Below are 23,273 nucleotides of genomic sequence, written 5' to 3' on the forward strand. Positions count from 1 at the left end.
GATCTCCAAATAGATATTAATATATTATATCAAAATGTTTCTTTGTTTTTGAATTGTAATAATTCTCATTTTTATTAGCGCCCCTACGCCCCGCTCCCCACCCTTCTTTTTGAAAGGTTAGCTTTATTTTAGTTATCTTGTCATTTTTTACATAGATTATCACACTACCGATAGGCGTTCCTAACACAGCTTTCATCGTTCTAACTCCTTGAAATCAACGGGAACTATGTACGTAGTTCCTTCTCTCATAGTTATTCCGTAAAAAAGCTCAGCAATTTCCATCACTATCTTATTGTGTGTTATTATCAAAAATTGGGACTTTTTAGAGTTCTCTAATATTAAGTCTGATATTTTTGCGGCGTTTAGATCATCCAAAGGGGCATCGATTTCATCTAGTATATAAAAAGGACTCGGGTTTAGATTCATGAGTGAGAAGAGAAAAGCTATCGCTATGAGAGCTTTTTCCCCTCCTGAAAAGAGAGAGAGTTTTTGAAAGTTCATCCCAGATTTTTTTACAGATATTTGGATTCCTTTTTCAAACTCTTTGCCCTCACCAATTAACCTGAGTTCACCGTATCCGTTTGGAAAAAGTTTTGAGATAAAGTATGAGAATTCTTTGTTGAGATTGTTAAAAAATGTGTTGAATTGACGTTGAGCTTCTTCGTCAAGATTTTTTATACTTTGTTTAAGAGAATTTATTGATTTCATTATATCTTCTTTGTTTTTTAGATTTTCTTGGTATTCTTTTTCTACTTCTTCGTATTCGTCTAAAACAGTTAAATCAACAGAACCAAGTTTTTTTAATGAACTTTCCAATTCTTTTTGTTTGTTCCCTAAGGCTTCTATGTCTTTTTCGGATAATTCTTTTAATTCGAACTCTTCTTCGTTAATTTCTAAGTTTTGGGCTTTTTCTTTGAGGAATTGTATGTTGTGGTTGGCTTCTTTTATCTCAAATTCAATCTCTTGATTTTTTTGTTTTATTGTATTTACTTCATTTTTTAATTTGTCTATACGGTTTTCATAATTTTCCAAGTCTTTAGCCTTGTTATGTTTGCCTGTTCTACTTTGTTTCATCAGTTCAAATAATTTTGAAATTTCGTTGTTGAGGGAGTCTTTTTCTTTATTGAGTTCGTTTATAGATTGGTTTATTTTATCGTTTTTTTCTTTTAAGTTATCAAAGGATTCTTTTGTTTTTTGCTGTTTAATTTTTATTTCTTTTAGTTCGTTTTCAATTGCTAACTTTTGATTTTTGTAGTATTCATACTTTTCTTTTATGCTTTTTAACTCCATTTCTTGGCCTATAAGCTCTTTTTCTATTTGATTGAGTAAGGTTCTTTTGTCTTTGATGGTTTCTTCGATTTCGTGCATTTTTTTAGTTGTTTGGGTAGTGTTTTGATAGTTATTTTCTATTTCCATTTTTAATGATTGTATCTCTTGATCAAGCGTTTTGGTTTTTTCTTCATAGTTGGCTAATTTTTCGTTGTAAAGAGTTATACTTTCTTGCAAATTGCTTGTTTCTTCTTTGATTTTTTTGTAGTCTAGGTCATGTGAGTTTTTCGTGAGTGTTGCTTGTCTTAACTCGTCTTTTATAGATTCCAACTCTTCTTTTTGAAGGTTAAGTTTTTCTTTTACTTTGTTGTATAGCTCTTGCTTGTTTGAAAGGACAGCTCTGATTTGTTTTAGCTTTTCTTCTATTTCAGAGATCTCTCTCTTTCTTTTAAGTACCGTAGAAGAATGATCGTATTTAGATTTTCCTCCGGTTATGGCACCAGAAGAGTAGACTAATTCTCCGCTGAGAGTAACAATATTTCCAGGATACTTCATTTTTGAAATTTTTATAGCTGTTTCAATATTATCAACTAACAAAGCATTAGAGAAAACGTATTCCATAACCTTTCTATATTCTTGTTTGTAGTTTACTAAATTAATTACAAAATCTATTGTGCCCGGTTCGTTTAAGAAGTTTTTTTGTAATCGAACTTTAGTTCTTAATAGATCAAGTGGAAGAAGGGTGATTTTTCCATTGTTGCCCTTTTTTACCAGATCCAAATACTCTTTTGCCTTTGAAGAATTTTTTATTACTATGTTTTGTATTCTTGAGCTGGCTATTGTCGAAACCGCTTCTTCATACCTTTCTTCTGTGTTAATTAAATTGGCAACGACATCCACCACGTTATCGTCATCTTTGAAGACTTTGAAAAATTCTTTTATCGTTGTTGAGAATCCTTCGTATTCGTTGATCTGCCTGTTTAAAGATTGATATGTGTAAAATAGATTCTTTTCATTTTGTTGAAGAGAGTCAATTTCTGATATAAGGGTATTGTAAGAGTTTTCTGTTTGTTTTAACTCATCGAATTTCTTTTTTAACCTTTGTTCTAATTGAATTTCAGTCCCTTTTGAATGGGAGAGTAGTTCTTCTATTTCTTTCATTTTTTGTGAGTTATTTTCTAATTTTGTTTTCAAGGTATTTATTTGATCTTTTAGTAAGTTAATTCTTTCTTGGTTACTGCTGTATGTTGTTTGGAGATTTTTTAGTTCTGTTTCTTTTCGTTCTTTTTCTTGAGATGCCTTTGATAATTCGGATTCTAAGATTTTGAGCGTTTCTTCTTGTTTTTCTATTTCCTGTATAATACGATTCTTTTTTTCGTTTATAAGGTTGGTTTTGTTTTGGGTTTTTTCTTCTATTTCTCTAAAATTTCTTTCGTTTTTAGAGAGTTCTTTTAACTGTTGTTCAAGTTTGTCCAATTTTTCTTCTAAAGAGTTCATTTCCCACTCTTTGCTTATTATTGAAGAGTTGTTCTCATTTAGTTCTTCTGTTAATTGATTTTTTTCATTTTCTATCGTTTGAACCCTTTGCCTGTAGTTTTCTACCATGTCTCCGTTTATGGATAGTTGTTTGTCAGTATCTTCTATTTCGCTTTTTAAATTTCTGTAGCTTCGTTCTACTTCAAAAAGCTCTGATAGCAAAGATTTCATTCTTTGAGAATTGTCTTGTATTTCTTTTTGATATTTTTCTATCTTTTTTAGAAAAGATATTTTAGAAGCACCAAAATATATTTTTCCTATTCTTTTAATTTCCTTGCGATATTCTAGGTATTTTTTTGCCCTTCCAGCCCTAATGGATAAAGATTTTAACCTTTTATCCACGACAAATAGTAAATCGTTGATTCTGTCTAAATTTTCGGTTGTTTTATTCAATAGATTGATCGATACTTCTTTTTTTTCTAAGTATTTAGCTATGTTTGAAGCATCCAACACAATATCTCTAATATTTTCAGGTGAGGAGTTGACTATTTCACCAATTTGGCCTTGTCCAATAATCGAGTAAAAACTTTTCCCCGTTCCTTTGTTGAATATATTTTGTAATTCTTTAAGCGTGGCGACTTTGTTGTTTATATAGTACCTGTTGGGTGTGTCTTTCTCCAATATTTTCGAGATCTTAATTTTTTCATTGTCATCGTTTTGTACTACTAACGAAACTTTTGCATAGTTGGAAGACCCATTTCCATTGCTTCCTATGTGCAATACATCGTTTTTTTCTGATATTCTCATCTGTTTTTGAGATTGCTCTCCTAATAGCCATCTAATCGCGTCTACAATGTTAGATTTACCCGATCCATTGGGACCGATTATCGCGATAATATTTTTATCTAAATTAAAATATGTTCTTCTGCCAAAACTTTTAAAACCCTCTATCTCTAGGGATAAGAGTTTCAATTTTAACTCCCCCCAGCATTTTCAAGGCTTTTAATCTTTTCTTCAATTGTTTTAGTAACCTCTTCAACCCCTTTACCCTGTTTTAATGCTCTATACATTATTCCAATTATTCTCATATCCAGGTATCCGTACCATTTTGGAGATCCTTTAGTCAAACTTTGGTTTCTTAAGAGGTAGCTTGGATGAAAAGTTGGAAAGATTTTAATATCCCCATACCAGTTGAAAAAACGTCCACGTGATTGAGTTATCTTAGATTCACCAGTAAAGTAATTCAATGGTGCATTACCAAGGGTTACTATTATTTTTGGTTTAATAACGATTATTTGCCCATCAAGATAGGATTGACAGCTTTTAACCTCTTCTTGTGTGGGAACCCTATTTTGAGGAGGTCGACATTTCACAATGTTTGTGATGAAAACATCTTTTCTTTCCAATTTTGCATACTCTTTGAGCATCTTTTCTAAAAGTTGCCCTGCTCTTCCAACGAAAGGTTCTCCCAAGGCGTCTTCATCTGCACCAGGACCTTCACCTACAAATATTATTGGCGAATCAACGTTTCCCGAACCTGGAACAGTATTAGATCTTGTAAGGTTCAAGGGACACTTTTCACATACCTCTATTCTTTTGGCGATCATTTCCATATTCTTTTGTTTTTCCTCGTTGCCGTATAAGAACATCAATATTCCTCCTCACATTAATCCAAATTCAAACCCTTCATCACCATATGAGATATTTTTATCGGGTATATAATTGATAAAAAAAGATATTCTGAGCGAAGCTAAATCAAACTGGGGTAGTAAGGAAAATTTAGACTGTATGTTCAACGTCCAACATATAATCTTTTTCTGTATTTCAAACTCGGTGAAATCCCAGCTTTGATTCTCTATATTATAATCAAAGGTTATTTTTGCAAACTCGCTTTTATCCCTGTTGTTTATGTCGAAGCCTGTTTCAAGAGACTCTGAAATACGGTAGGTTGTGTCTATTCCAAAAGAGTAATTTGAGTTTTTTTCCAAGAAATTTAGGTCTAAGTCGTAGACAGTGTACTCTTCCTTCATGTCAAAATCCCCGTAAATTTTGTTACCTTCATAATAAAAAAGAAAATATGTTAAAAGCTCTGGGATCTTTTTGGTGAATGTTTGTTCATGAAAATAATAACTATAATCCAATTGTAGTCGATTTCTATTGTACCTCAAAATTTCTCTGTTTTCAATATAATCAACCTTAATCTCTTCTTGATGGTGATAATCGAATTCACTTCTATGGGTTAAAAGGCCAATGACGTTGGTTAGTTTGACGTTTGTTGTATCCGGTTGGATCGTATCGGGATTAGTAATATCAAACTCTGTTTGTGTTTGTAAGGTATTTTTAGTGTTTAATAGATTTATATTGGTTTGAGTTTGAAGTTCCATTTCTTGCAAATTGGGGAAATTTTCGGCATTTTTCAGATCAAAACTTCTACTTAACTTTGCGGAGTTCGTAAAATTTTTTTCAAAGATAGAGAAAGAATATCCTACGTAATCGTTGTAATTCAATTCGTCTGTGGCAGAGGGAGTGAGAGAGTTTTCTAAAACCTTTATGTATTCTAAGGAGTTACCAAATTCGAAAACACCTAAACTAATATCAAATCCGGGTTCTAAAGAGTAATCAAAGAGCGATTTTCCAGAAGAGTATGTTTCACCAGGTATAAAGTCGTTATAATAGTTGAAATGAATCGCATCCTCCATGTTGAATTTTAAATCAAAATTATTTCTATCAATCTCATAAAGGGTATCTGTGTAAGAGAAGGTGTTTTTCGTTGTTAATCGATTTTTAGTGGTTTCGGTTGCGACGGTGGTGTAAGCGTAATCAAAGTCGCCGTACATTCTGGCAAATGTTTCATAGAAGTTGTACTTTCCTTCTACATCTATTTCACTTTCTTTCGTATCCCATATTTGATCCATTGAAAGGTCGGATATGTCCCCATATGAATGAGAGTTGAGCTTAAGCTTTGAAAGAGAAATCAAAGATCTCCCATATCTCTTTTGAAACGCTTGAGATTCCACGTTTAAAAATAAAATATCATCAAATCCCTTCGAATCCCAATAAATGTGTGATTTTATATTTTTAAGATCCCCCAAATTCGTTTCTAGTTTTGGGATATTTAACAACAAAGATTTATCTTTTGTAGACGGTTCAAGTTGAAACTCTAATTTGGCAATTTCACTTTCCTTGTTATCTTCAAAAAATTGGTACGAAACTCCTAAGTTGTTATTGTATGTATCTGGGGAATTTAGACCTGTAAATAGATTCAAACTTCCATATAAAAAGGGGACCCCGTATTTTAGTGTCACTTCTTTATCAGTTTCCGAAGTGGCTAGATCATTGATCGTGTTGTAAGATAAATGAACCTTAGATCCATTTTCAAACTTATAATTAATTTCTGTTAATAGGAAAAATTCGTTGTTATCGTATCCAAAGGTGAGAGACATGGGTTCTTCTTCATCTTCTGATAAACTTTGAAAATAGAAAGGTAGGTATAGAACAGGGACTCCAAAAAAACTAAGGACAACGTCCCTGGCTATCAAAAAATATCCTGGGAATATGTCGACTTTTCTGGCTGAAAAATAATAAGTAATACAATCCTCGCATGTAGTTAATTTCGTCTGGTTTGTTTCTATTATATTCTCTTGCATCGGTTTTTCCATACTTTCAGACCATATGCGTACATCTACCTCTTTCTCTGCCTTATACTTTTGTATGGTATATGAATTTAAAAAGACTGCGGAGTCTTCCTCAAAGTTTACGGTTATCTCTGAGGCTTGTATAGAGGTATCTTCATATAGATAAGTAATATCTCCAAAGAAAGTTGCTGCTTTAATCGTTCCATCTTCATTTAATTCACCTTGAGCTGAATCGGCTTTTATTGTAGAACCTTCATACTCTACATAGACGTTACCTTCTAAAAATAACATATCATCTTTCAAATAAAAATCTTCACTCGTTATATTTACAGGTGCAGAAAAAAAAGAAGAACCAACAAAAATAAACAGTATTATAGAAAAGACCCTTTTCAAAGGCTCGAGAAGTTTATAAGATACTCTTGTATCCAGCATTAAGAATAGAAAAATACCAATAATACCAAATATTATGTTGGGAATCCAAACGGATATCGTTGGATTTATTATATGCTCTTTTCCCAAAGCAGACAACCAAGCCCCAGAACCTTGATAAATTATGACCAGCACAAACGTTGTAATTACGCTCCAAGATTTACTTGTCAGGTTCAGAAACAGAGACAAGGCAATTCCTAAAATACAAATTACTAAGGGAGCCAAAGAGTTAGCGAATTTAGACTGGTAAGAAACTATTAGACCGGAGACATCCAACCCAAGTTTGGAAAAAGTAGTTATTTTTTCTTTTAGCTCTTTTGAGGTCATTTCGTTAGCGCTTTTAGAGAAGTTCAGAAATTCTTCGACATCTTCTTGGATATCGAGTTGCAATTGATCAAAAGTTATGTCTAAGTCGAGGAAACCATCTTCGTTGGTTCTAAACATCCTTCCGTTTTTCATGTACCATCCGTCAGGACCTTTTTGAGCTTGCTGAGCGTTAAAAACAGCGGTGTAATCATTTTTTACCTCGTATAAGAGCACGTCGTATAAAATTCCACTTTCTCTATCTATTTGTTTTACAAAGAGGTATCTTCCATCACCAACATCGACAAATTGGTTTTCTTCGATCTGTGCTTGAGGTCTTTGATAGACATACAATGCCATCGCTTCTTTTGCCTTGTAGTTTGATACGGGTACGATGGTGTTGAAGAGTGCAAATGTAAAAAAAGATAACAATAGAGATATAGTCATAAAAGGTATGATTAATTTCTTCATCGGTATTCCCAACGTTTGTAGAGCTATTATTTCGTTTGCAGAGGAGAGTTTTGAAATAACCCAAAATATACCAAATAGCACTCCCACAGGAATTCCCATGGAAATAAAATATGGTAGATGATACCAAATCAATATCAGTAGTTTTGAAAATCCCACATTGTTTCTGACTATTATTTCCGATAGTTGGTAAAGCAACTCTAAGCTCACAAAGACTATAAAAGCTATTAAGCCCATAAAAAATGGTGGTATGAATTCTTTTGAAACGTATTTGAAGAGTTTTTTCACGAGTTTTCTTCTCCTAAGAAATAGAAGAGTTCTAAATCGTTATTTCTACATTTGTACAACTCCCCTGTCAACGCCCAAATGATATTTTCGGAGATGTTTGTGATAAAATCAGAAAAGTTTGCTAAATTGTTTAAGACTTCTATATGAAGTGAAGCGGATTTAATGGATTCTTTGGATTTGTACAAATACGATTTGTAAGCATCGATAAGCCCCCTTACTTCTTCATTGAGAATGCAACTTTTCTTCGCTTTCTCAAAAAAACTTTCTTTCACTTGATCTGTCATCAATTTGACAGCTTTGATATTGATCAAATCTGATAACGAGGATAAAACTATTGAAAGATTCTCTTTGGTTAATTCCAAACTGTCTTCAAAATTTGTAGCGTTTACGGTAGAAGGGGTTTTGAGTATTTCAATTATTAATTTTGAGTTTTTTTCGCATATGTCTCCCATGTTTTCAAATATTTGAACTAATTTCGAGCTCATGAAACAAGCTTTTAAGTAAATCCCTGTGTAATTACCAGAAGACAATAAAATAACGCTTTCATAATTAAGGCTTGCCTCGATAAAATCTAATCTGTCGTCTTGATTTATTATTTCTTTTGCTAATTTATCGTTTCTTTCTAGATAGGCATCCCCAAATTTATAGTACATTTCTTGAACTATTCTGCCCATCCTCAAAACATTATTCAGATATCGTGTCAGTCGATTCAAACTGATACTGTTGATTTGGATAACATTCTCCTTTTTGAACAAATTATTTGCCTCCTAAAATCATTCAAACCTTCGGCCAAACCCTAATTTTTTATCCAACGCATTGAGATAATTGTTGCCATTTCTTTGGGCTAGTTTTATAGTCATTTCACTGGAAGTTACATATACAGACATTCCTGGTTCCATCCTATGAATGATATCTCCATCACCGGTTACATATGCAAAGCCCTTGGTCATGTTTTTCAAAATGATCTCTATCTTCTGTGTGGGAGGAGCTATGAAAGGCCTAATGTTGAGGGCATGGGCAGCTAACGGGATGAGTTGGATGACGTTCAATTCGGGGTGAATGATAGGACCTCCAGCAGATAAGGCGTACGCTGTGGATCCTGTTGGCGTTGATACAATTAATCCATCTCCAGAGAATGAAAATAGAGTATGTTCCTGAATTTTTACATCAACGTTCATAGTGCCTAATGGCTGGCTTTTCAATAAGACGATATCGTTTAGAACAACGACTTTTTTGGTACCTACATGACATTCTAAAAGGTGCCGAAATGAAAAAGAAATGTTTTCTTTTTGTATATCTTCGATCAATTCTTTTATCTCAGAACTGGAATAAGAACTCAAAAACCCTAAATTTCCTGTATTAACTGCTATTACAGGTTTTGAAAATATTGCGGCTATTTCAGCTATTTTCAAAACTGTCCCATCGCCCCCAAAAACAACGAAAAAATCAGCTGCTTGGGCTTGTTTTTCCTCCACAGTAGAACCCGCCGCAGCGTAACCAAGAACCTCTATATTGCTTTCATTAAAAGGTCTTAATATGTTTTCTTCAAGGTTATCGTTAGAAAGCTTAAGTGGATTGTAAAAGATAAAGATCTTCATATAAAATTACATCCCAATCCTATAACCTAAGTCCAATAGAGATTGTACCAAAAATCTATCTAAAAACATCAATATCAAAAAAGCAATCATTGGAGATAGATCGATGTTTCCTATTACTGTGGGTATAAATCTTCTTATTGGATTCAAAATTATATTGGCAACTGAATCAACAAAACCTCGAAACCGATTGTATTGAAAGGGCATTATGAAACTTAATAAAGCGGATACAATTATACAAAATTCAAAAAATACTATTACTATTCTTAATATACTTGCTAATGCTATTAAAAGATTTGCTATTACGAACATCTTTTCCTCCTCGTATAATATGTATGGATATGAAAGCTCTAAAACTTGTTTTAGAGCCCCTTCGCCCAGCAGCCCACCTTCTAAGGAAAGGAAATCTTTATTCTTTTGCCCCGTTGCCCGCCCATCTAAAGATATCTGTTGCCAAAGATTCTTGTTCCTATTCTTAAAAGGGTGGCTCCTTCTTCTATGGCTATTTTGTAATCATTAGTCATTCCCATAGATAATTCTTTTATTGAAGGATATTTTTTATTTAGGTTGTCTCTAAGTTCTTTTAAGCTCCGAAAGACGTTTCTTATAACATCAACGTTGTCAGTGTAAGGAGCCATCGTCATTAAACCGATTATTTTTATATTTTTAAAAGATGTTGCATCTTTCAAAAATGCATCTACTCCACTTGGAATGAGTCCAGCTTTGGATTTTTCACCAGATATATTGATTTCTATAAGTACTTTTTGTGTTTTATTTATTTCTTCAGCTCTTTTTTGAATTTCCGCTATTTCTTTCATTCTCCAAACTGAATGTATGTATTCTGCGATAGGAACTATGTATTTTATTTTGTTGGTTTGTATCCTGCCTATGAAATGCCATACAATGTCAAGGTTTTTTAGATCTTCATATTTTTGTCTTAATTCCTGAGCCCGATTTTCTCCAAAATCTTTGTGTTCTTCGTTGTATAATGTTTTTATGTAAACACTTGGAAAATTCTTTGATACAGCAACTAATTTTATAGAGTTCATATCTCGACCTGATTTTTCAGCAACTTCTTGTATTTCATTTAACAAGGTGTGATAATTTTCTATTAGAAAATTATTCATTAAACTCCCCCCATAAACTAATATTTTGACTGGAAGTTTTAGGGGTGTAATTGAGTTTTTGATAGGCTTTTTCAGTTGCTACCCTACCACGCGGGGTCCTGATAATGAAACCTGCTTGTAGTAGAAATGGTTCATAGACCTCACTGATCGAATCTGGCTCTATCCCAATCGATGAAGCTAGGGCATTTATGCCAACTGGGCCACCTTCATAGTTTTCTATAATAGTCTTAAGAATTTTTCGATCCATTTTATCTAAGCCATCTTCATCCATTTCTAACAATTTCATTGTGTTGTCTACATCTTCGGCTTCTATGATGTTTTTTCCAGAAACTTGGACAAAATCCCTAACTCTTCTCAAAAGTCTGTTGGCAATCCTGGGGGTTCCCCGGGACCTTTGGGCTAAAACGAGGGATGCATCTTCTTTAATTTTTATATTGAGTATCTCTGCGCTTCTTTTTATGATGAAGTTGATCTCTTTTGGTGAGTAGAAATCAACTTCCAAAATTATTCCAAACCTACTTCTCAATGGTGGAGCGATGAGGCCTAATCTTGTAGTAGCTCCCACCAACGTGAAAGGTTGTAAATCAATCCTTATAGAACGAGCAGAAGGCCCCTTCCCTATAACAATGTCAAGTTGGAAATCCTCCATAGCTGAGTATAAGATTTCTTCCACGGTTCTATTCAGTCTGTGAATCTCGTCTATGAATAGTACGTCACCATTTTCTAGATTAGTTAAAATGGCAGCAAGGTCTCCTGCTTTCTCGATTACAGGGCCGCTTGTAATTTGCAAATTAGCCCCTAGTTCATTGGAAATTACATAAGCTAGGGTTGTTTTACCTAAACCAGGCGGACCTGCTAAAATTACATGGTCCATCGCTTCTTTTCTTATTTTAGCAGCTTCTATCGCGACCTTTAACTTTTTTTTTATGTTGTCCTGGCCTATAAACTCATTCAAGTAGTTTGGCCTTAATTTCTTTGAACCTGTATCCTCTCCCATAAAAGAGGGATCCAGTAACCTCTTTGGGTTTGTATTTTCTTTTTCGATCATATTAAAAACTCCTTAGAATCTTATGGGTAAACTCTGTAAAGTGTTCTTGCAAAAGGTATAGCTTCCCTTATGTGTTCTAATCCACATATCCAAGCTACTGTTCTTTCAACGCCTAAGCCGAAACCACTGTGTGGAACGCTACCAAACTTTCTTAAATCTATGTACCATTGGTATTGATCTAAAGGAAGATTGAATTCTTTCAATCTGTCTATTAAGATTGATTCTTCCCATATTCTTTCAGAACCCCCTATTATTTCACCATAACCCTCAGGGGCAAGTAAGTCATCACAGAGTACAACGTCAGGATTGTTTTCATCAGGCTGCATATAGAAAGCCTTAGCTTTCCTAGGATACTTCTCCACAAAGAGGGGTTTTTCAAATTGAGAAGCCAGCACACTTTCTTCATCTGCACCAAAATCTTCTCCCCATTCTATTTCAAAACCTTTCTTCTTCAGAAAATCAATCGCTTGTGTGTATGTCATTCTTTCAAAGGGCAGCTGAATTTTTTGTAGTTTATTTGTATCCCTTCCAATTTCTTTTAGATCATCCGAAGCGTTTTCTAATACTCTTTGGATAATGAAAGAAACCAAGCTTTCTTGTAATTTGATGTTGTCTTCATGTTTATAAAAAGCTACTTCGGCTTCATTCATCCAAAATTCGATTAAATGTCTTCTTGTTTTTGATTTTTCGGACCTAAATGTAGGACCAAGGTTGTACACCTTGCCAAAAGACATCGCCGCAGCTTCTAAGTAAAGTTGACCAGTTTGTGCTAGATACACCTCTCCATAATCGAAATAGTCTAATTTGAATGTGTTACCGGCAGATTCTCCTATAGAACCGGTAAATATAGGGGTGTCTATCAAAGTAAAATCATTTTGATTATAAAAATCCCTAATTGCCTTTAAAATTTCGTTTCTAATTTTTAAGATATGAAACTGTCTTCTCGATCTGATCCATAGATGTCTGTTTTCCATTAAAAAATCTATGCCATGTTCTTTTTTAGAAATGGGATAGTCTTCAATGGGTTCTTGTACTTTTTTAAAGGAAGTTATGTGTAATTCAACGTTTTCAGGAGATCTTTCGTCTTTTTTTATGGTTCCTTGTAATATTATGCTACTTTCCATTTTTATTTTTCTGATGTTTTCAAAGGTTTCATCATCAAAATTTTTCTTTTCAGCTATTCCTTGAATAAAACCTGTTCCATCCCTTAACTGTAAGAAAGCTATTTTACCGCTGCTTCTTTTGTTCCATACCCATCCTCGAAATTCTACTGTTTGATCGATGTATTTTTTGAAGTCTTTTATATATACCCATTTTGGATCCATGCTACACCTCCATACGTTAAGGGGCTTCGCCCCTTAAGATCCCCAAATTCATATTTTTGTTTTAAAATATTTTTTTGCACAAGGATAAAAAGGGGAAATCCCTCAATGCTCTGTTTTAGCGCCCCTTCGCCCCGCTCCCTACCCATAAGGATGAGTGGGGCTCCACCCTGCTCATTTATCCCTCTTTGAGTGATTCATACTCTTTGGCAACTTGCGTAAAAAAGGTGTCCAATTCTTCGTTAACAATGAGAGCTACCTTTTCTGGTGGGAGATACATTTCTGATACTTCACCTTTGTTTACAACAATTATCTTCCCTTTAGTTAAGGATGGCAACATTGCTGCTGGTATAACCGCAAGAGAGGATCCTAAAACCAAGACAAGATCAGAATTTTTCATCAATATTTCAGATTCTGTTAAGTATTTTACTGGTTCTCCAAAAAATACTATGTCTGGTTTTATTACACCACCACAGTTATCACACCTTGGTACTATTTCGTTGTTTATCTTTTCTAATATTTCTTCTTGAGAATACTCCCTTTTACATTTTGTGCAGTAATTTTTCCAGCATCCTCCATGTATCTCATAGACTTTCTTTGAACCGGCTTTTTGGTGTAAAGAATCGATGTTTTGAGTTACTATCCCTTTCAATTTACCTTCCTTTTCAAGTTGAACTAAAAATTTGTGAGTAAATGTTGGTTCTGCCTTTGTTATGTACTCTAAAAATTTTTTGTGAAACTTGTAGAACAAAGAAGGATCACGATAGAAATAATCCAAATCGAAAATCCTTTCGGGATTTTCTATATTTGCCTTTGTATAGATACCGTTAGGGCCTCTAAAATCGGGGATACCTGCGTTAGTAGACATCCCCGCACCACTTAGGACCGCAATGGAATTTGACTTATAAATTAATTCTGCACATTTTTTCGCAGCTTCAGACATCTTTCCCACCTTTCAGAAATTTCAAAAGTTCTTGGGCTGCTATTAAAGGGCCTTCGTCCTCATAACCTTCTACACCAAGTTGCGTTCGAAGTGTCCCAACTTTGACGTTACTTTTCATTAGTGTTTCCATGTATTTTCTAGCAATTTTTTCGTGTTTTTCTCTTCTTTGGATTGCACCGAAAGGATTTGCAAAGTAACTATAGGTTAGACCTTTCTCTGAAGTTGTACCTTTTGCCATTCTTGCACCTTTGGAAAATACATCTAATGCCTTATCTACGTCATCAAAAAATTCAATTGGTGGTTTGTTCTCGTCTATTTTTTCATAGTTGTTGGCGTAAAAGAAATAATCAATTTTAGTAGGTCTTATGATATCTTCATAATTGGAGTAAGGTACAATAACTCTGGCGTTGGTTATGTTTGGATTCATAAAGATACTTCTATCCATGGCAGAGTAGGCATAACCTGGTTGTAAGTCGTCTAATCTGACAAAAGCACCAGTTTCTGTCCCATATGCAACTACTGTTCCATCTTCTAAAATGTCTAACGAGCCCATATCATCTATCAAAATATTCACTTCGGATACCTGTTTTCTTATTCTGTTTAAGGCATCCAATGTTTCAGATTTTCCCGCTCCGCTATCTCCCATTATCATTACGTTGAAACTTTGACCATCTCTTAACTTTATTTCAGCTAAAGCCCCATGAATTGGCAGTCTATCTTCGTCTATAACTATTAAGTTGTGAATCGTCAATACCATTTTCTTCATATAACCAAAGTAGTCTATAGAAGGATCATCTCCAACAAGTCCTACGTAAGTTCCATCATCTTCTTTATAGATGATACCATTGTAATCGTCTTCATTTTCAAAAAAACTTTTATTCATACCGAAGATGTATATACCATCAGGTCTTCTGTTTTCTAAACTTTCAAAATCTGCAAACTCGTACAAATTTGCCAAACCTGTTGCCATCGCGAAGTATTCTTTGTAAACAACAACATATATCAATTTATCGTTAACGTATATGGGGAAAACGAGCCAATCCTGTGGATTATCTATATTAATTTTGTTTAATATAGGACGATCGACAACTTTGAATACCCCTCTTCTTTTATTAGAGTATGTATAAAAGATAACGGGTGGTTCCAGTACTACACTCCAAACATATTCCATATTGTATAAAAAATCAGCATTGGCTATTTTAGCTTCTGGTTTAGGTTTAGGACGATCAACTATAAATCCTGCTTGAGCTCCCCCGGGAAGTTGCCTGAGCACTTTTACCCTTCTGGCTGAAATGTTGACAAGGATTTGTCTATATACCCCCAAGACTAAACTTTTTAGATCAGAGTTGTTCTTAACTAAGGATATTTGCTTATGAATCCTCGTTCTTGAATTGTGACTGAAAGGATCCGCTTTTTTCATAAATCTGTGTTTTGAACGCCATAGATTGAAAGTATCTTCAACAAAGAGAGCCAACGTTTCTCTGTATGAAGATAATTTTGGGAAACTAAAGTAAGAGGATTCATCCAAATGGTCTAAGCTGTTTATAGATAATGCTAAGAGTAGTTGCCGAATTTGTTCTAAGTCATACCTTTCATGAACTTTTTGTTTGCTTTCATCCACTAGAAATAATTGAAAAAAAGGATACAACGTATTGCGTGTCTCTTGGGCATCCTCGATTAATTCTGAGATTATTTCTAGTAGATAGCTTGAATTTAGTATTTGAGATATGTTACTATAAGATACCTCCCCGGGGATCAATACAGTTCTTTCATAACTCATTTTTTACCCTCCCTTTTGACGGTCTTTAGAAACTTTATAAATTGCGCCCCTTGCCCCGCTCTCCACCCTGATTGAGACTAATCAACTTCGCCTAATATTTCACCGATAGTTTTCAAAACCTCTTTTAACCCTTCCTTGGTTTTTGAAGAGAAAGGCAAATATATATATTCGCCATAAGTTGAAAAACTACTTTTGATATCTTTAAAAAGTTTAGTTTTTACAGATTTTTTTAATTTATCTGATTTTGTTAAGATAAACAAAAAAGGTATACCTACATCTTTAAGCCATTCAACCATAGCATAATCTAGTTTTTGGGGCATATGTCTATGATCGATAAGCAAAGAAACGGCATTCAAAGAAAATCTGTTTTTAAAGTACTCATTCATTAATATGTTCCATCTTTCTTTTTCCTGCTTTGAAACGCTGGCAAAACCGTATCCCGGTAAATCAACAAAGTAATATTTATCATTCACCAAGTAGTAATTGATGGATCTGGTTTTTCCTGGGGTAGAACTTACTTTTGCTATTTTAATGCCTAAAATGGCATTCAAAAAGCTTGATTTTCCTACATTGGATCTTCCCGCAAAGGCGATTTCTTTTTTATCTGGTGGTGGAAGATCTTCAATGTCGTAAACGGTTTTTATTAATTGAGCTTTGTATACTTTCAAGATGTCGATGGTCCTCCTCTAAAGTTCTTTGATTTCAACTTTTGCTTCATTAGGATCTATTGGATCTATTATACCATAAGTTGCCTTCCCAGTTAGCCATCCAGAAAATTCTCCTGGGTTGAGCACAAAGGTCTTACCGATTTTTCTATTTACTATTTCATGGGTATGGCCAAAAAAGATGTAATCATAAATCCCTGAGTTTTCAGCGGCTTCTAAGGAATAAGGTTCGTGCATCAGAAATATCTTTTTACCATCTTTTTCTACGGTGATTGGTCCATTTTTTATCTTTTTATTTGATTTTTCATAAAGTAGCAACTTTTCTCCGTCGTTGTTACCAAAGACACCATAAAAGTCGATATCATCATAGATTAGATACGGTAAAGTAAAAGGAGCTACAAAGTCCCCACAGTGGAAAATGGTATCGATATTGTACCTTTGGATTATATCCGGGATCTTTTTAAGTTTATCCATATTGTCGTGAGAATCAGATAATACTAACCACATTACATCGCCCCCTGCTTACCATTTTTTGTCGATCCATCTGATATAAACAACCATGCCACTTTCAACGGATATTTCTATTTTATTTTCTTTAGATTCATTACTGATCCCTAGGGATTTGAAATCAAAGATATCTTTTTTATTTAATGAATATTTGAATCCCTTAAGAGTAAGCCCTATAACGGGTTCTCCTATTCTTAAAATGGACCAACTTTCACCGATCTGGGCTTCTTCTTCAACTCTTTTATTTACTATACCAATTTTAACGTCTTCTTCAAGGATAACAGGATTTAGATCTATGTATTCGGCTAGGAGGAATACACTTGCCATTTCTTGGTCAATACGATTGCCTAAAACCCCTGATAAAACAATGTTTTTATAACGATTTTCTTTCAGAAAGATTAAAGCCAATTCGGTATCGATCTCATCTTTTTCTTTTGGGTATCTCAGTATCTCCGTGTTGTTATCTTCGGCCCACTGAAGGTCTTGAATAGAAGCAGAATCAAAATCTCCTATTAAATAGTTTGGCGGTGAGTTTAACTTTTTGAAGATTTTGATTCCAGCATCACATGCGATTGTCAAGTGTGCCTTTTGAATCATTTTCTTATAAAATTCCAAAGAGCTTCTTGGCTCTGCTCCAGATATTATATAAACTATAGTTTGTCCGCCTCCCAATGGGGTTTTAGATTCATGAGTTTAATTGATGGATTGTCTTATATAGATTGTCAGCAATGATTTTCGGAGTTAAACAGTAGTTTGTGTACTCTAAGGATAGATCTCTTGCAGTTTTATATACGACATAGCTTCCAATGAGGCAAGCTTGCATCGTGGATAAACCTTGAGCTATATACGATCCAATAACTCCTGATAGTAAATCTCCCGATCCTCCCTTGGCTAGACTTGAATTACCTGTTATGTTGAAATATGTTTTTTCGCCGTTTGTTATCAAGGTAGTTGATGATTTGAATACGATGGTACAGTTCAACTCTTTTGCGTACTCTTCCAAGCCGAACACGTCGTTTTTTAAATTTTTATAAACTTTAGATAGTTCTCCCACATGTGGGGTTATGACAAAATTTTTGTTTAATTTTACTTCTTTCTCTTTTAAAATTAATAGAGCGTCTGCATCTAAAACAAATAATTTGTCATCTTTGTAGGTGTTAACTAATTTTGTAACAAAGCCTTTTGCATTTTCAGTTATACCGGGACCTAAAACGATGACGCTAGATTTTTCGATTTCTTCCTTTAAATTTTCAACGTCTTTTTCTTCAAAATGTTCTTTTTTTAAGGATCTGTAAATTATAGATGGTTCAAGAGCTAAAACGTTTGAGGAATCACCTGGTGTAATCAGCTTAACCATACCGGCTCCAGTTCTTTGAGCTCCAATAGCGGAAAGGATAGGTGCACCAGGGTATTTTCCACTACCCGCGAGTATTAGAACTGTTCCAAATTTGTACTTGTAAGAATCATCAGGCCTGTTTGGAAGTAAGTTCTTAACGGTATCTTCTAGTATGAGTTCTCGATTGATTGAGTTTACCAGCGAGTTGTCGAAAGATAGAGGAGCAACTTTTATTTCTCCACAATATTCTCTTGCAGGATAGAGTAGATGACCAATTTTTAAAAAGCCGAATGTAACCGTTTGATCGGCCTTAACTGCCGTTCCTAGAACTTCACCTGTGTCAGATGATATTCCTGATGGAATATCGACTGATAATACCTTTGATTCTGAAGAGTTTATGTGTGTTATCGCTTCGGCGACCTCTCCTTTGACTTCTCCTTTCAAGCCTATACCTATTAATCCGTCTATTATGAGATCGTATTGCGAATAATTAATTTCATCAACATTGAAACGATAAATATTAATTTCGTATTTTTTGGCGATTTCAAGTTGCTTTTTAAAGCCAGGACTTCCTTGAGTTGGATCACCTACTATAAGTATTTCAACGTCGTAACCTCTATTTTTTAGAATCCTACCCGCTGCAATTCCATCACCTGCGTTGTTACCTTTTCCTACTACACAAAGAATTGAAGTAGGTTCAAAGGTTTCCGCTATGTCAGCCACAGAAAAAGCTGCCTGCTCCATCAGCGTTTCTGGGGCTATTCCTTTCTCTATAGTCAATTTGTCTATTAATTTTGCCTGGGAGGAAGTGAGTATTTTCAATTTTTTCACCTCTAAATTTTTTAATTATTTTTAATATTCAATATCAAATTATTTTTTGAAAACATTTCTTCAGTTTTTGGCCCATAGGAAATGTAGTCAATATCAACTCCGATTTGTTCTTCTATATACGATAAATATTTTAAGAAATTAATATCGTTGGTATCTTTCCAGCCATTCAATTCAGTATAAATAGGTTTGGCAACAAAAAAGTCGTATGAAGAGGATGGAGTGTCTTTTATTTTTCCGTTGACCTCATAATGTGTACAAACTTTTATCTTATCTAACCCATTTAAAACATCTGCCTTGGTGATTACAAACCCGGTTAACCCAGACCTTATTTTTGCGTATCTCAGGGCAGGTAGATCTAACCAACCCACCCTTCTTGGTCTTCCTGTTGTCGCCCCGTATTCTTTTCCTAATTCCCTAATTTTGTCACCTTCTTCTCCAAAAATTTCTGTGGGGAAAGGTCCCGATCCTACCCGTGTTGTGTAAGCTTTGAGTACGCCATAAACCTCATCTAGTTCGAACGTTGAAAAGCCTACGGAGGAAACTCCATGAGCCATACAAGAAGACGATGTGACAAAAGGATAGGTGCCAAAATCCAAATCTAACAGAACACCTTGAGCTCCTTCAAACAGTACCGATGTACTTCTGAAAACATTCCCCATCTCTACGGCACTAGCGTAATTTATTTTCAATTTTTCCAATTCATTTTTGGTTTTCATTAAATATTCAAACACATCATCTTTTGAAGTTTTCAATTTATCACCATACTGACTACTTTTTAAGTAATATATGTCTTCCAAACGTTCTTTAAGCATTTTTTCGTCGAACAAGTAGTAAAGTTTTATGCCTTCCCTTGATACCTTATCGGTATAGGCAGGTCCAATTCCTCTTTTTGTTGTTCCAATTGGCTTTTTCCTCATACTTTCTATAATTTCGTCTTCTTCTTTGTGCCAAGGAAGAACCAAAAAGGCTTCTAAATCAATGTAAAATTTAGAGGACATTCCAGGAAAATCAGCTTCTAGTATATTTAGTTCCTCTACAAGTTTTTCTAAATCCAACACCATTCCTGCACCTAAAAAACCTTTAGATTTAGAATTGGGCATAATAGAAGGAAGCATGTGATTCACATATTTTTTGCCTTTGTAATAAATGGTATGACCTGCATTCGCACCTCCAGAAAAACGCACGATCCATTCAAACTTTTCTGAAAAGTAATTAACAACTTTACCTTTACCTTCGTCACCCCATTGGGCACCTACAATCGACATTTTTTCCATAATTTTTGTACGATGATACCGTACCTTCCTCCCTTCCTGCGATAAAAATACCGTAACTTTTTTATTTTAATAATGATAAGTTTCATTGTGCAATATCTTGTTAACTCTAAACAATTGCTCTAAAAGAATCAAAACCGCAAATTCGTGGGTAAAAGTCAATTTAGATAACGATAAAATATAATCCGCTTTATTGTAAATTTTATCAGAATGACCCAGAGGACCACCGACAATAAAATTTATGTGTTTCCCTTGCGATCTGCTTTTTGTGCGGTCATAAAATTCCGAAAATTTTATAGAATCCATTTGTTCTCCTCTTTCATCCAATAAAACGTTGAAAGAATCCGGGAAATATTTTTCGAACTTTTTGAAATCTTTATCTTTGTAAATCGAAGGTGGTGTCTTGTTTAAATCACCAGATAAAGGAAGTTGTATTAGTTCAATTTTTTCAAACTTCTTTATCCATTTTAAATATTGTTTGACTCCATCTATTATATAGGAACTTTTTAAAGGCCCTACGACTATGATTCTAGTCATTTTTCTTCATTTGAAATATATTTTATCTTGGTGATCTGTGATTCGGTTAACAATTTTTCTTCTATTGTAAATAATTCTCCATCCAAATTACCTATTAAGTTTTTAAACGATTGTAAAAACAATTTCCCCGTTAAAGGAGATGGGAGAGATACTTTTTCTATTTCGCTTCCAAAATGTTCTATTATCGTTTTAACTTTACTGTAAAGCAAATAGAGAGACACATCCCCTTCTTTTGCATTTAAAGTAAGACTGAATTTACCGTTTTGTTTTCTTTCTAAAAATACACTAGCAGGTAAACTCAAGCTTATTTCTTGCTTTATTTGTTCGGCTAACCACCTGTCTAAGGTGTTAATATGAAATTCCAAAGATATTAGAAAATCTCTGACCCCCATAATAGTTGCTCCAGCAGTGGGATGTGGGTGATTTGGGCCAAAATCTGGTTCCCATTCAGGAAAAGACATTTTTTTAGTTAAGAATTCAAATTCACCTTTTCGCAAGGTGTTAATATTTCTACGGTATTCGTTTCTGGCGGATTTTTCGTATAGATATATAGGCAATTCAAAACTTTCAGAGATTTTTTTTGCTAATCTTTTTACAAGATTATCCGCCTCATCAAAGGTCGTTGATATTAATGGAACAATTGGGATAACATCTACAGCACCTATTCTTGGATGATACCCACTATGGTTTCTGAGATCTATATTTTCCACACATATTTTAACCATTTCGAATAAGAAAGTCTCTATTTGGTTTAATTCACCTACAACACTGATGAAGCTTCTATTGAAGTATTCATCGCTTTTACAAGAAATAAACCAAATCTTATCAAAATTCTCAGAAAGGTCTTTGATTCGGTTGATTAATTCTTTGTTTTTCCCTTCACTGATGTTTGGTAGAGTTTCTACGATTTTCATCATTGTTCACCTCGTAATGTTTTTTTCTATCATTAAACCTTTTGTTGCAATCCCTAATATTATAGAAAAAGTAACAAAAGAAGAACCACCATTTGATATCAGAGGCAGAGGAATGCCTGTAACTGGTAACATACCTAGATTCATTCCAATATTTTGAAAAATATGGAAAAAGAACAAAAATGCAGATCCAACATAAAAATACTTCCAAAATAGGTCATCGCTTTTTTTGTATCCTTCGTATAGTCTCCAAAGTATTGCCGAATAAAGTATTAGAATAAAACTTACCCCCAGAAATCCAAACTCTTCTCCGATAACGGAAAATATAAAATCCGTATGACTTTCAGGTACGAATCCACTCAAATTCATGTATCCATTCATGTATCCTTCTCCTAACAAACCACCAGAACCTATAGCTTTTATCGCTTGTGCGGTGTTATAATAATAACTTAGAGAGTAGGTTTGAGGAAAGAGAAATCCTATTATTCTCCCTTTTTGGTATTCTTGGAGGTTGTAAAAAATTATGGGACTGCCAATCAAAGCTAATCCTAAAGAATACTGCCATAATTTTTCGAACCTTCCTGAAATGAAAACTAGAACAAACCATGTAAATAATACGATAATCGAAGTGCTAAAATCCGGTTCTTTGTATATTAACCCTGCAGATAAAAAAATCATTATTGATGCAAAATAAAACTTTTTATTATCATTTTGAGAAAGAACATAACTAAGATATAATAATAATACCAGCTTAAATATTTCAGATGGTTGAAAACCTACAGGACCCAGCCTTATCCATCTTTTAGCCCCACTAACTGGTGTGGTGAACAGTACCAAAACCAAGGCAAAAATTACTAAATAAAATAAAATAGGAGTATATTTCTTAATAAACCTTTCTGGGATAAAGATGCTGATGGCAAAAAAAGAGATCCCTATAATAATCCACATTAATTGTTGATTTTCTATTCCCTCTAAAGGACTATTGATTACAGCGCTTTTAACGGATAAAAATCCAACAAATGCCAACAATATGTAAGCGATAACGAGGATAATCTCTATTTTTTTTATGCGTTCTTTTCTTTCACCTATTAAATTTGTAATAAAAGAATTCACTAAAAATATCTCCTTTTACAAATTTCGATAAGAGTTTGCCTTTTATCAACAATATATTATATCATATTGATATACAAAAGATTAAACAACGCGTTTCTAAAGATAGAGAATGGGTGGTGAGCGGAGTAGAACTTACTCCTTTTTCCTTATGGGTGGGGAGGGTTTGCTGTAGTATGCGAACTATGTTTTTTTGCAGCTTTGTGCAAAATGGTTCTTTATAATGCTTTAGAAACAATTTCCAAATTCTCATTTGCGAAGCAAATGATGTTACGCGAATTTGGGGCTTTTAAGGGGCTTGCCCTTTTGTAGCCTTATACAAAAAGCTTTTTTGCAATAAACTATGATTTTGAACTTGGGGATATTAAGGGGTTTACCCCTTAATGTTTGGCGAAGGGGCGCTATCTAAAGAGTTTTTAAGA

Annotated in this window: 20 protein-coding genes; all 20 read right to left on the reverse strand. The window is 34.2% G+C overall.

Annotated features, from left to right (window positions below; genetic code table 11):
- Positions 1 to 16: 16 nt before the first annotated feature.
- The 20 genes from X928_RS09405 to X928_RS09500 all read right to left on the reverse strand — a co-directional run bounded on the left by X928_RS09405 (position 17) and on the right by X928_RS09500 (position 22,854).
- Entirely contained in the window at positions 17 to 196 is a 180-nt protein-coding gene (locus X928_RS09405) for a hypothetical protein (RefSeq protein ID WP_103079506.1), read from the reverse strand.
- Positions 193 to 3,717 (reverse strand): chromosome segregation protein SMC, encoded by a 3,525-nt coding sequence (smc, locus tag X928_RS09410; RefSeq protein ID WP_103079507.1) that lies wholly within the window; start codon positions 3,715 to 3,717, stop codon positions 193 to 195. The genes X928_RS09405 and smc overlap by 4 nt, the downstream gene beginning before the upstream one ends.
- Before the next feature lie 2 nt (positions 3,718 to 3,719).
- Positions 3,720 to 4,394 (reverse strand): uracil-DNA glycosylase, encoded by a 675-nt coding sequence (locus X928_RS09415; RefSeq protein WP_103079508.1) that lies wholly within the window; start codon positions 4,392 to 4,394, stop codon positions 3,720 to 3,722.
- Positions 4,395 to 4,406: 12 nt separating this feature from the next.
- Entirely contained in the window at positions 4,407 to 7,868 is a 3,462-nt protein-coding gene (locus tag X928_RS09420) for an LptF/LptG family permease (RefSeq protein ID WP_103079509.1), read from the reverse strand.
- A complete protein-coding gene (locus X928_RS09425; RefSeq protein WP_103079510.1) occupies positions 7,865 to 8,623 on the reverse strand; it encodes a phosphate signaling complex PhoU family protein in 759 nt (252 codons plus the stop codon). The genes X928_RS09420 and X928_RS09425 overlap by 4 nt, the downstream gene beginning before the upstream one ends.
- 18 nt (positions 8,624 to 8,641) lie before the next feature.
- Positions 8,642 to 9,466 (reverse strand): NAD(+)/NADH kinase, encoded by an 825-nt coding sequence (locus X928_RS09430; protein WP_103079511.1) that lies wholly within the window; start codon positions 9,464 to 9,466, stop codon positions 8,642 to 8,644.
- 6 nt (positions 9,467 to 9,472) lie between these two features.
- Positions 9,473 to 9,775: a YggT family protein gene (locus X928_RS09435; RefSeq protein WP_103077406.1), complete on the reverse strand. Its 303-nt coding sequence runs from the start codon at positions 9,773 to 9,775 to the stop codon at positions 9,473 to 9,475.
- A gap of 125 nt (positions 9,776 to 9,900) precedes the next feature.
- Positions 9,901 to 10,590, reverse strand: a complete 690-nt coding sequence (locus X928_RS09440; RefSeq protein ID WP_103079512.1) for a YggS family pyridoxal phosphate-dependent enzyme — start codon at positions 10,588 to 10,590, stop codon at positions 9,901 to 9,903.
- Positions 10,583 to 11,587, reverse strand: a complete 1,005-nt coding sequence (ruvB, locus tag X928_RS09445; RefSeq protein WP_169926381.1) for a Holliday junction branch migration DNA helicase RuvB — start codon at positions 11,585 to 11,587, stop codon at positions 10,583 to 10,585. Before ruvB ends, X928_RS09440 begins: the two co-directional genes overlap by 8 nt.
- 71 nt (positions 11,588 to 11,658) lie before the next feature.
- On the reverse strand, positions 11,659 to 12,963 hold the full coding sequence (gene asnS, locus X928_RS09450; RefSeq protein ID WP_103079514.1) for an asparagine--tRNA ligase: 1,305 nt from the start codon (positions 12,961 to 12,963) through the stop codon (positions 11,659 to 11,661).
- A gap of 175 nt (positions 12,964 to 13,138) precedes the next feature.
- Positions 13,139 to 13,903 carry an SIR2 family NAD-dependent protein deacylase gene (locus tag X928_RS09455; protein WP_103079515.1) on the reverse strand — a complete coding sequence of 255 codons (765 nt, stop codon included), beginning with the start codon at positions 13,901 to 13,903 and terminating at the stop codon, positions 13,139 to 13,141.
- On the reverse strand, positions 13,896 to 15,683 hold the full coding sequence (locus X928_RS09460; protein WP_103079516.1) for an ATPase: 1,788 nt from the start codon (positions 15,681 to 15,683) through the stop codon (positions 13,896 to 13,898). The genes X928_RS09455 and X928_RS09460 overlap by 8 nt, the downstream gene beginning before the upstream one ends.
- 77 nt (positions 15,684 to 15,760) lie before the next feature.
- Positions 15,761 to 16,351 carry a ribosome biogenesis GTP-binding protein YihA/YsxC gene (gene yihA, locus X928_RS09465; protein ID WP_103079517.1) on the reverse strand — a complete coding sequence of 197 codons (591 nt, stop codon included), beginning with the start codon at positions 16,349 to 16,351 and terminating at the stop codon, positions 15,761 to 15,763.
- Between the two features lie 18 nt (positions 16,352 to 16,369).
- A complete protein-coding gene (locus X928_RS09470; protein WP_103079518.1) occupies positions 16,370 to 16,855 on the reverse strand; it encodes a metallophosphoesterase in 486 nt (161 codons plus the stop codon).
- 15 nt (positions 16,856 to 16,870) lie between these two features.
- Positions 16,871 to 17,470: a thiamine diphosphokinase gene (locus X928_RS09475; protein WP_146050367.1), complete on the reverse strand. Its 600-nt coding sequence runs from the start codon at positions 17,468 to 17,470 to the stop codon at positions 16,871 to 16,873.
- A gap of 70 nt (positions 17,471 to 17,540) precedes the next feature.
- On the reverse strand, positions 17,541 to 19,013 hold the full coding sequence (locus tag X928_RS09480; protein WP_169926375.1) for an NAD(P)H-hydrate dehydratase: 1,473 nt from the start codon (positions 19,011 to 19,013) through the stop codon (positions 17,541 to 17,543).
- Between the two features lie 20 nt (positions 19,014 to 19,033).
- The gene (locus X928_RS09485) at positions 19,034 to 20,296 is read right to left on the reverse strand and encodes an adenylosuccinate synthase (protein ID WP_103079521.1); all 1,263 of its coding nucleotides are present in this window, start codon (positions 20,294 to 20,296) and stop codon (positions 19,034 to 19,036) included.
- A 66-nt stretch (positions 20,297 to 20,362) separates the two neighbouring features.
- Positions 20,363 to 20,830, reverse strand: coding sequence for a 23S rRNA (pseudouridine(1915)-N(3))-methyltransferase RlmH (locus X928_RS09490; RefSeq protein ID WP_103079522.1), 468 nt, complete (start codon positions 20,828 to 20,830; stop codon positions 20,363 to 20,365).
- Positions 20,827 to 21,747, reverse strand: coding sequence for a hypothetical protein (locus tag X928_RS09495; RefSeq protein ID WP_103079523.1), 921 nt, complete (start codon positions 21,745 to 21,747; stop codon positions 20,827 to 20,829). The genes X928_RS09490 and X928_RS09495 overlap by 4 nt, the downstream gene beginning before the upstream one ends.
- 3 nt (positions 21,748 to 21,750) lie before the next feature.
- Positions 21,751 to 22,854, reverse strand: a complete 1,104-nt coding sequence (locus X928_RS09500) for an FtsW/RodA/SpoVE family cell cycle protein (protein WP_169926376.1) — start codon at positions 22,852 to 22,854, stop codon at positions 21,751 to 21,753.
- Positions 22,855 to 23,273 lie beyond the last annotated feature (419 nt).

Origin of the sequence: Petrotoga miotherma DSM 10691 (genome assembly GCF_002895605.1) — a bacterium.
Taxonomy (GTDB): Bacteria; Thermotogota; Thermotogae; order Petrotogales; family Petrotogaceae; genus Petrotoga; species Petrotoga miotherma.

What these genes read in the sequence shown, in the direction of transcription:
- X928_RS09430 (WP_103079511.1), bottom strand. Translation starts at nt 9,466, where the DNA reads ATGAAGATCTTTATCTTTTACAATCCACTTAAGCTTTCTAACGATAAC.
- X928_RS09495 (WP_103079523.1), bottom strand. Translation starts at nt 21,747, where the DNA reads ATGATGAAAATCGTAGAAACTCTACCAAACATCAGTGAAGGGAAAAAC.
- X928_RS09405 (WP_103079506.1), bottom strand. Translation starts at nt 196, where the DNA reads ATGAAAGCTGTGTTAGGAACGCCTATCGGTAGTGTGATAATCTATGTA.
- X928_RS09490 (WP_103079522.1), bottom strand. Translation starts at nt 20,830, where the DNA reads ATGACTAGAATCATAGTCGTAGGGCCTTTAAAAAGTTCCTATATAATA.
- ruvB (WP_169926381.1), bottom strand. Translation starts at nt 11,587, where the DNA reads ATGGGAGAGGATACAGGTTCAAAGAAATTAAGGCCAAACTACTTGAAT.
- X928_RS09470 (WP_103079518.1), bottom strand. Translation starts at nt 16,855, where the DNA reads ATGTGGTTAGTATTATCTGATTCTCACGACAATATGGATAAACTTAAA.
- X928_RS09435 (WP_103077406.1), bottom strand. Translation starts at nt 9,775, where the DNA reads ATGTTCGTAATAGCAAATCTTTTAATAGCATTAGCAAGTATATTAAGA.
- X928_RS09415 (WP_103079508.1), bottom strand. Translation starts at nt 4,394, where the DNA reads ATGTTCTTATACGGCAACGAGGAAAAACAAAAGAATATGGAAATGATC.
- X928_RS09460 (WP_103079516.1), bottom strand. Translation starts at nt 15,683, where the DNA reads ATGAGTTATGAAAGAACTGTATTGATCCCCGGGGAGGTATCTTATAGT.
- asnS (WP_103079514.1), bottom strand. Translation starts at nt 12,963, where the DNA reads ATGGATCCAAAATGGGTATATATAAAAGACTTCAAAAAATACATCGAT.
- X928_RS09485 (WP_103079521.1), bottom strand. Translation starts at nt 20,296, where the DNA reads ATGGAAAAAATGTCGATTGTAGGTGCCCAATGGGGTGACGAAGGTAAA.
- X928_RS09455 (WP_103079515.1), bottom strand. Translation starts at nt 13,903, where the DNA reads ATGTCTGAAGCTGCGAAAAAATGTGCAGAATTAATTTATAAGTCAAAT.
- X928_RS09440 (WP_103079512.1), bottom strand. Translation starts at nt 10,590, where the DNA reads ATGAATAATTTTCTAATAGAAAATTATCACACCTTGTTAAATGAAATA.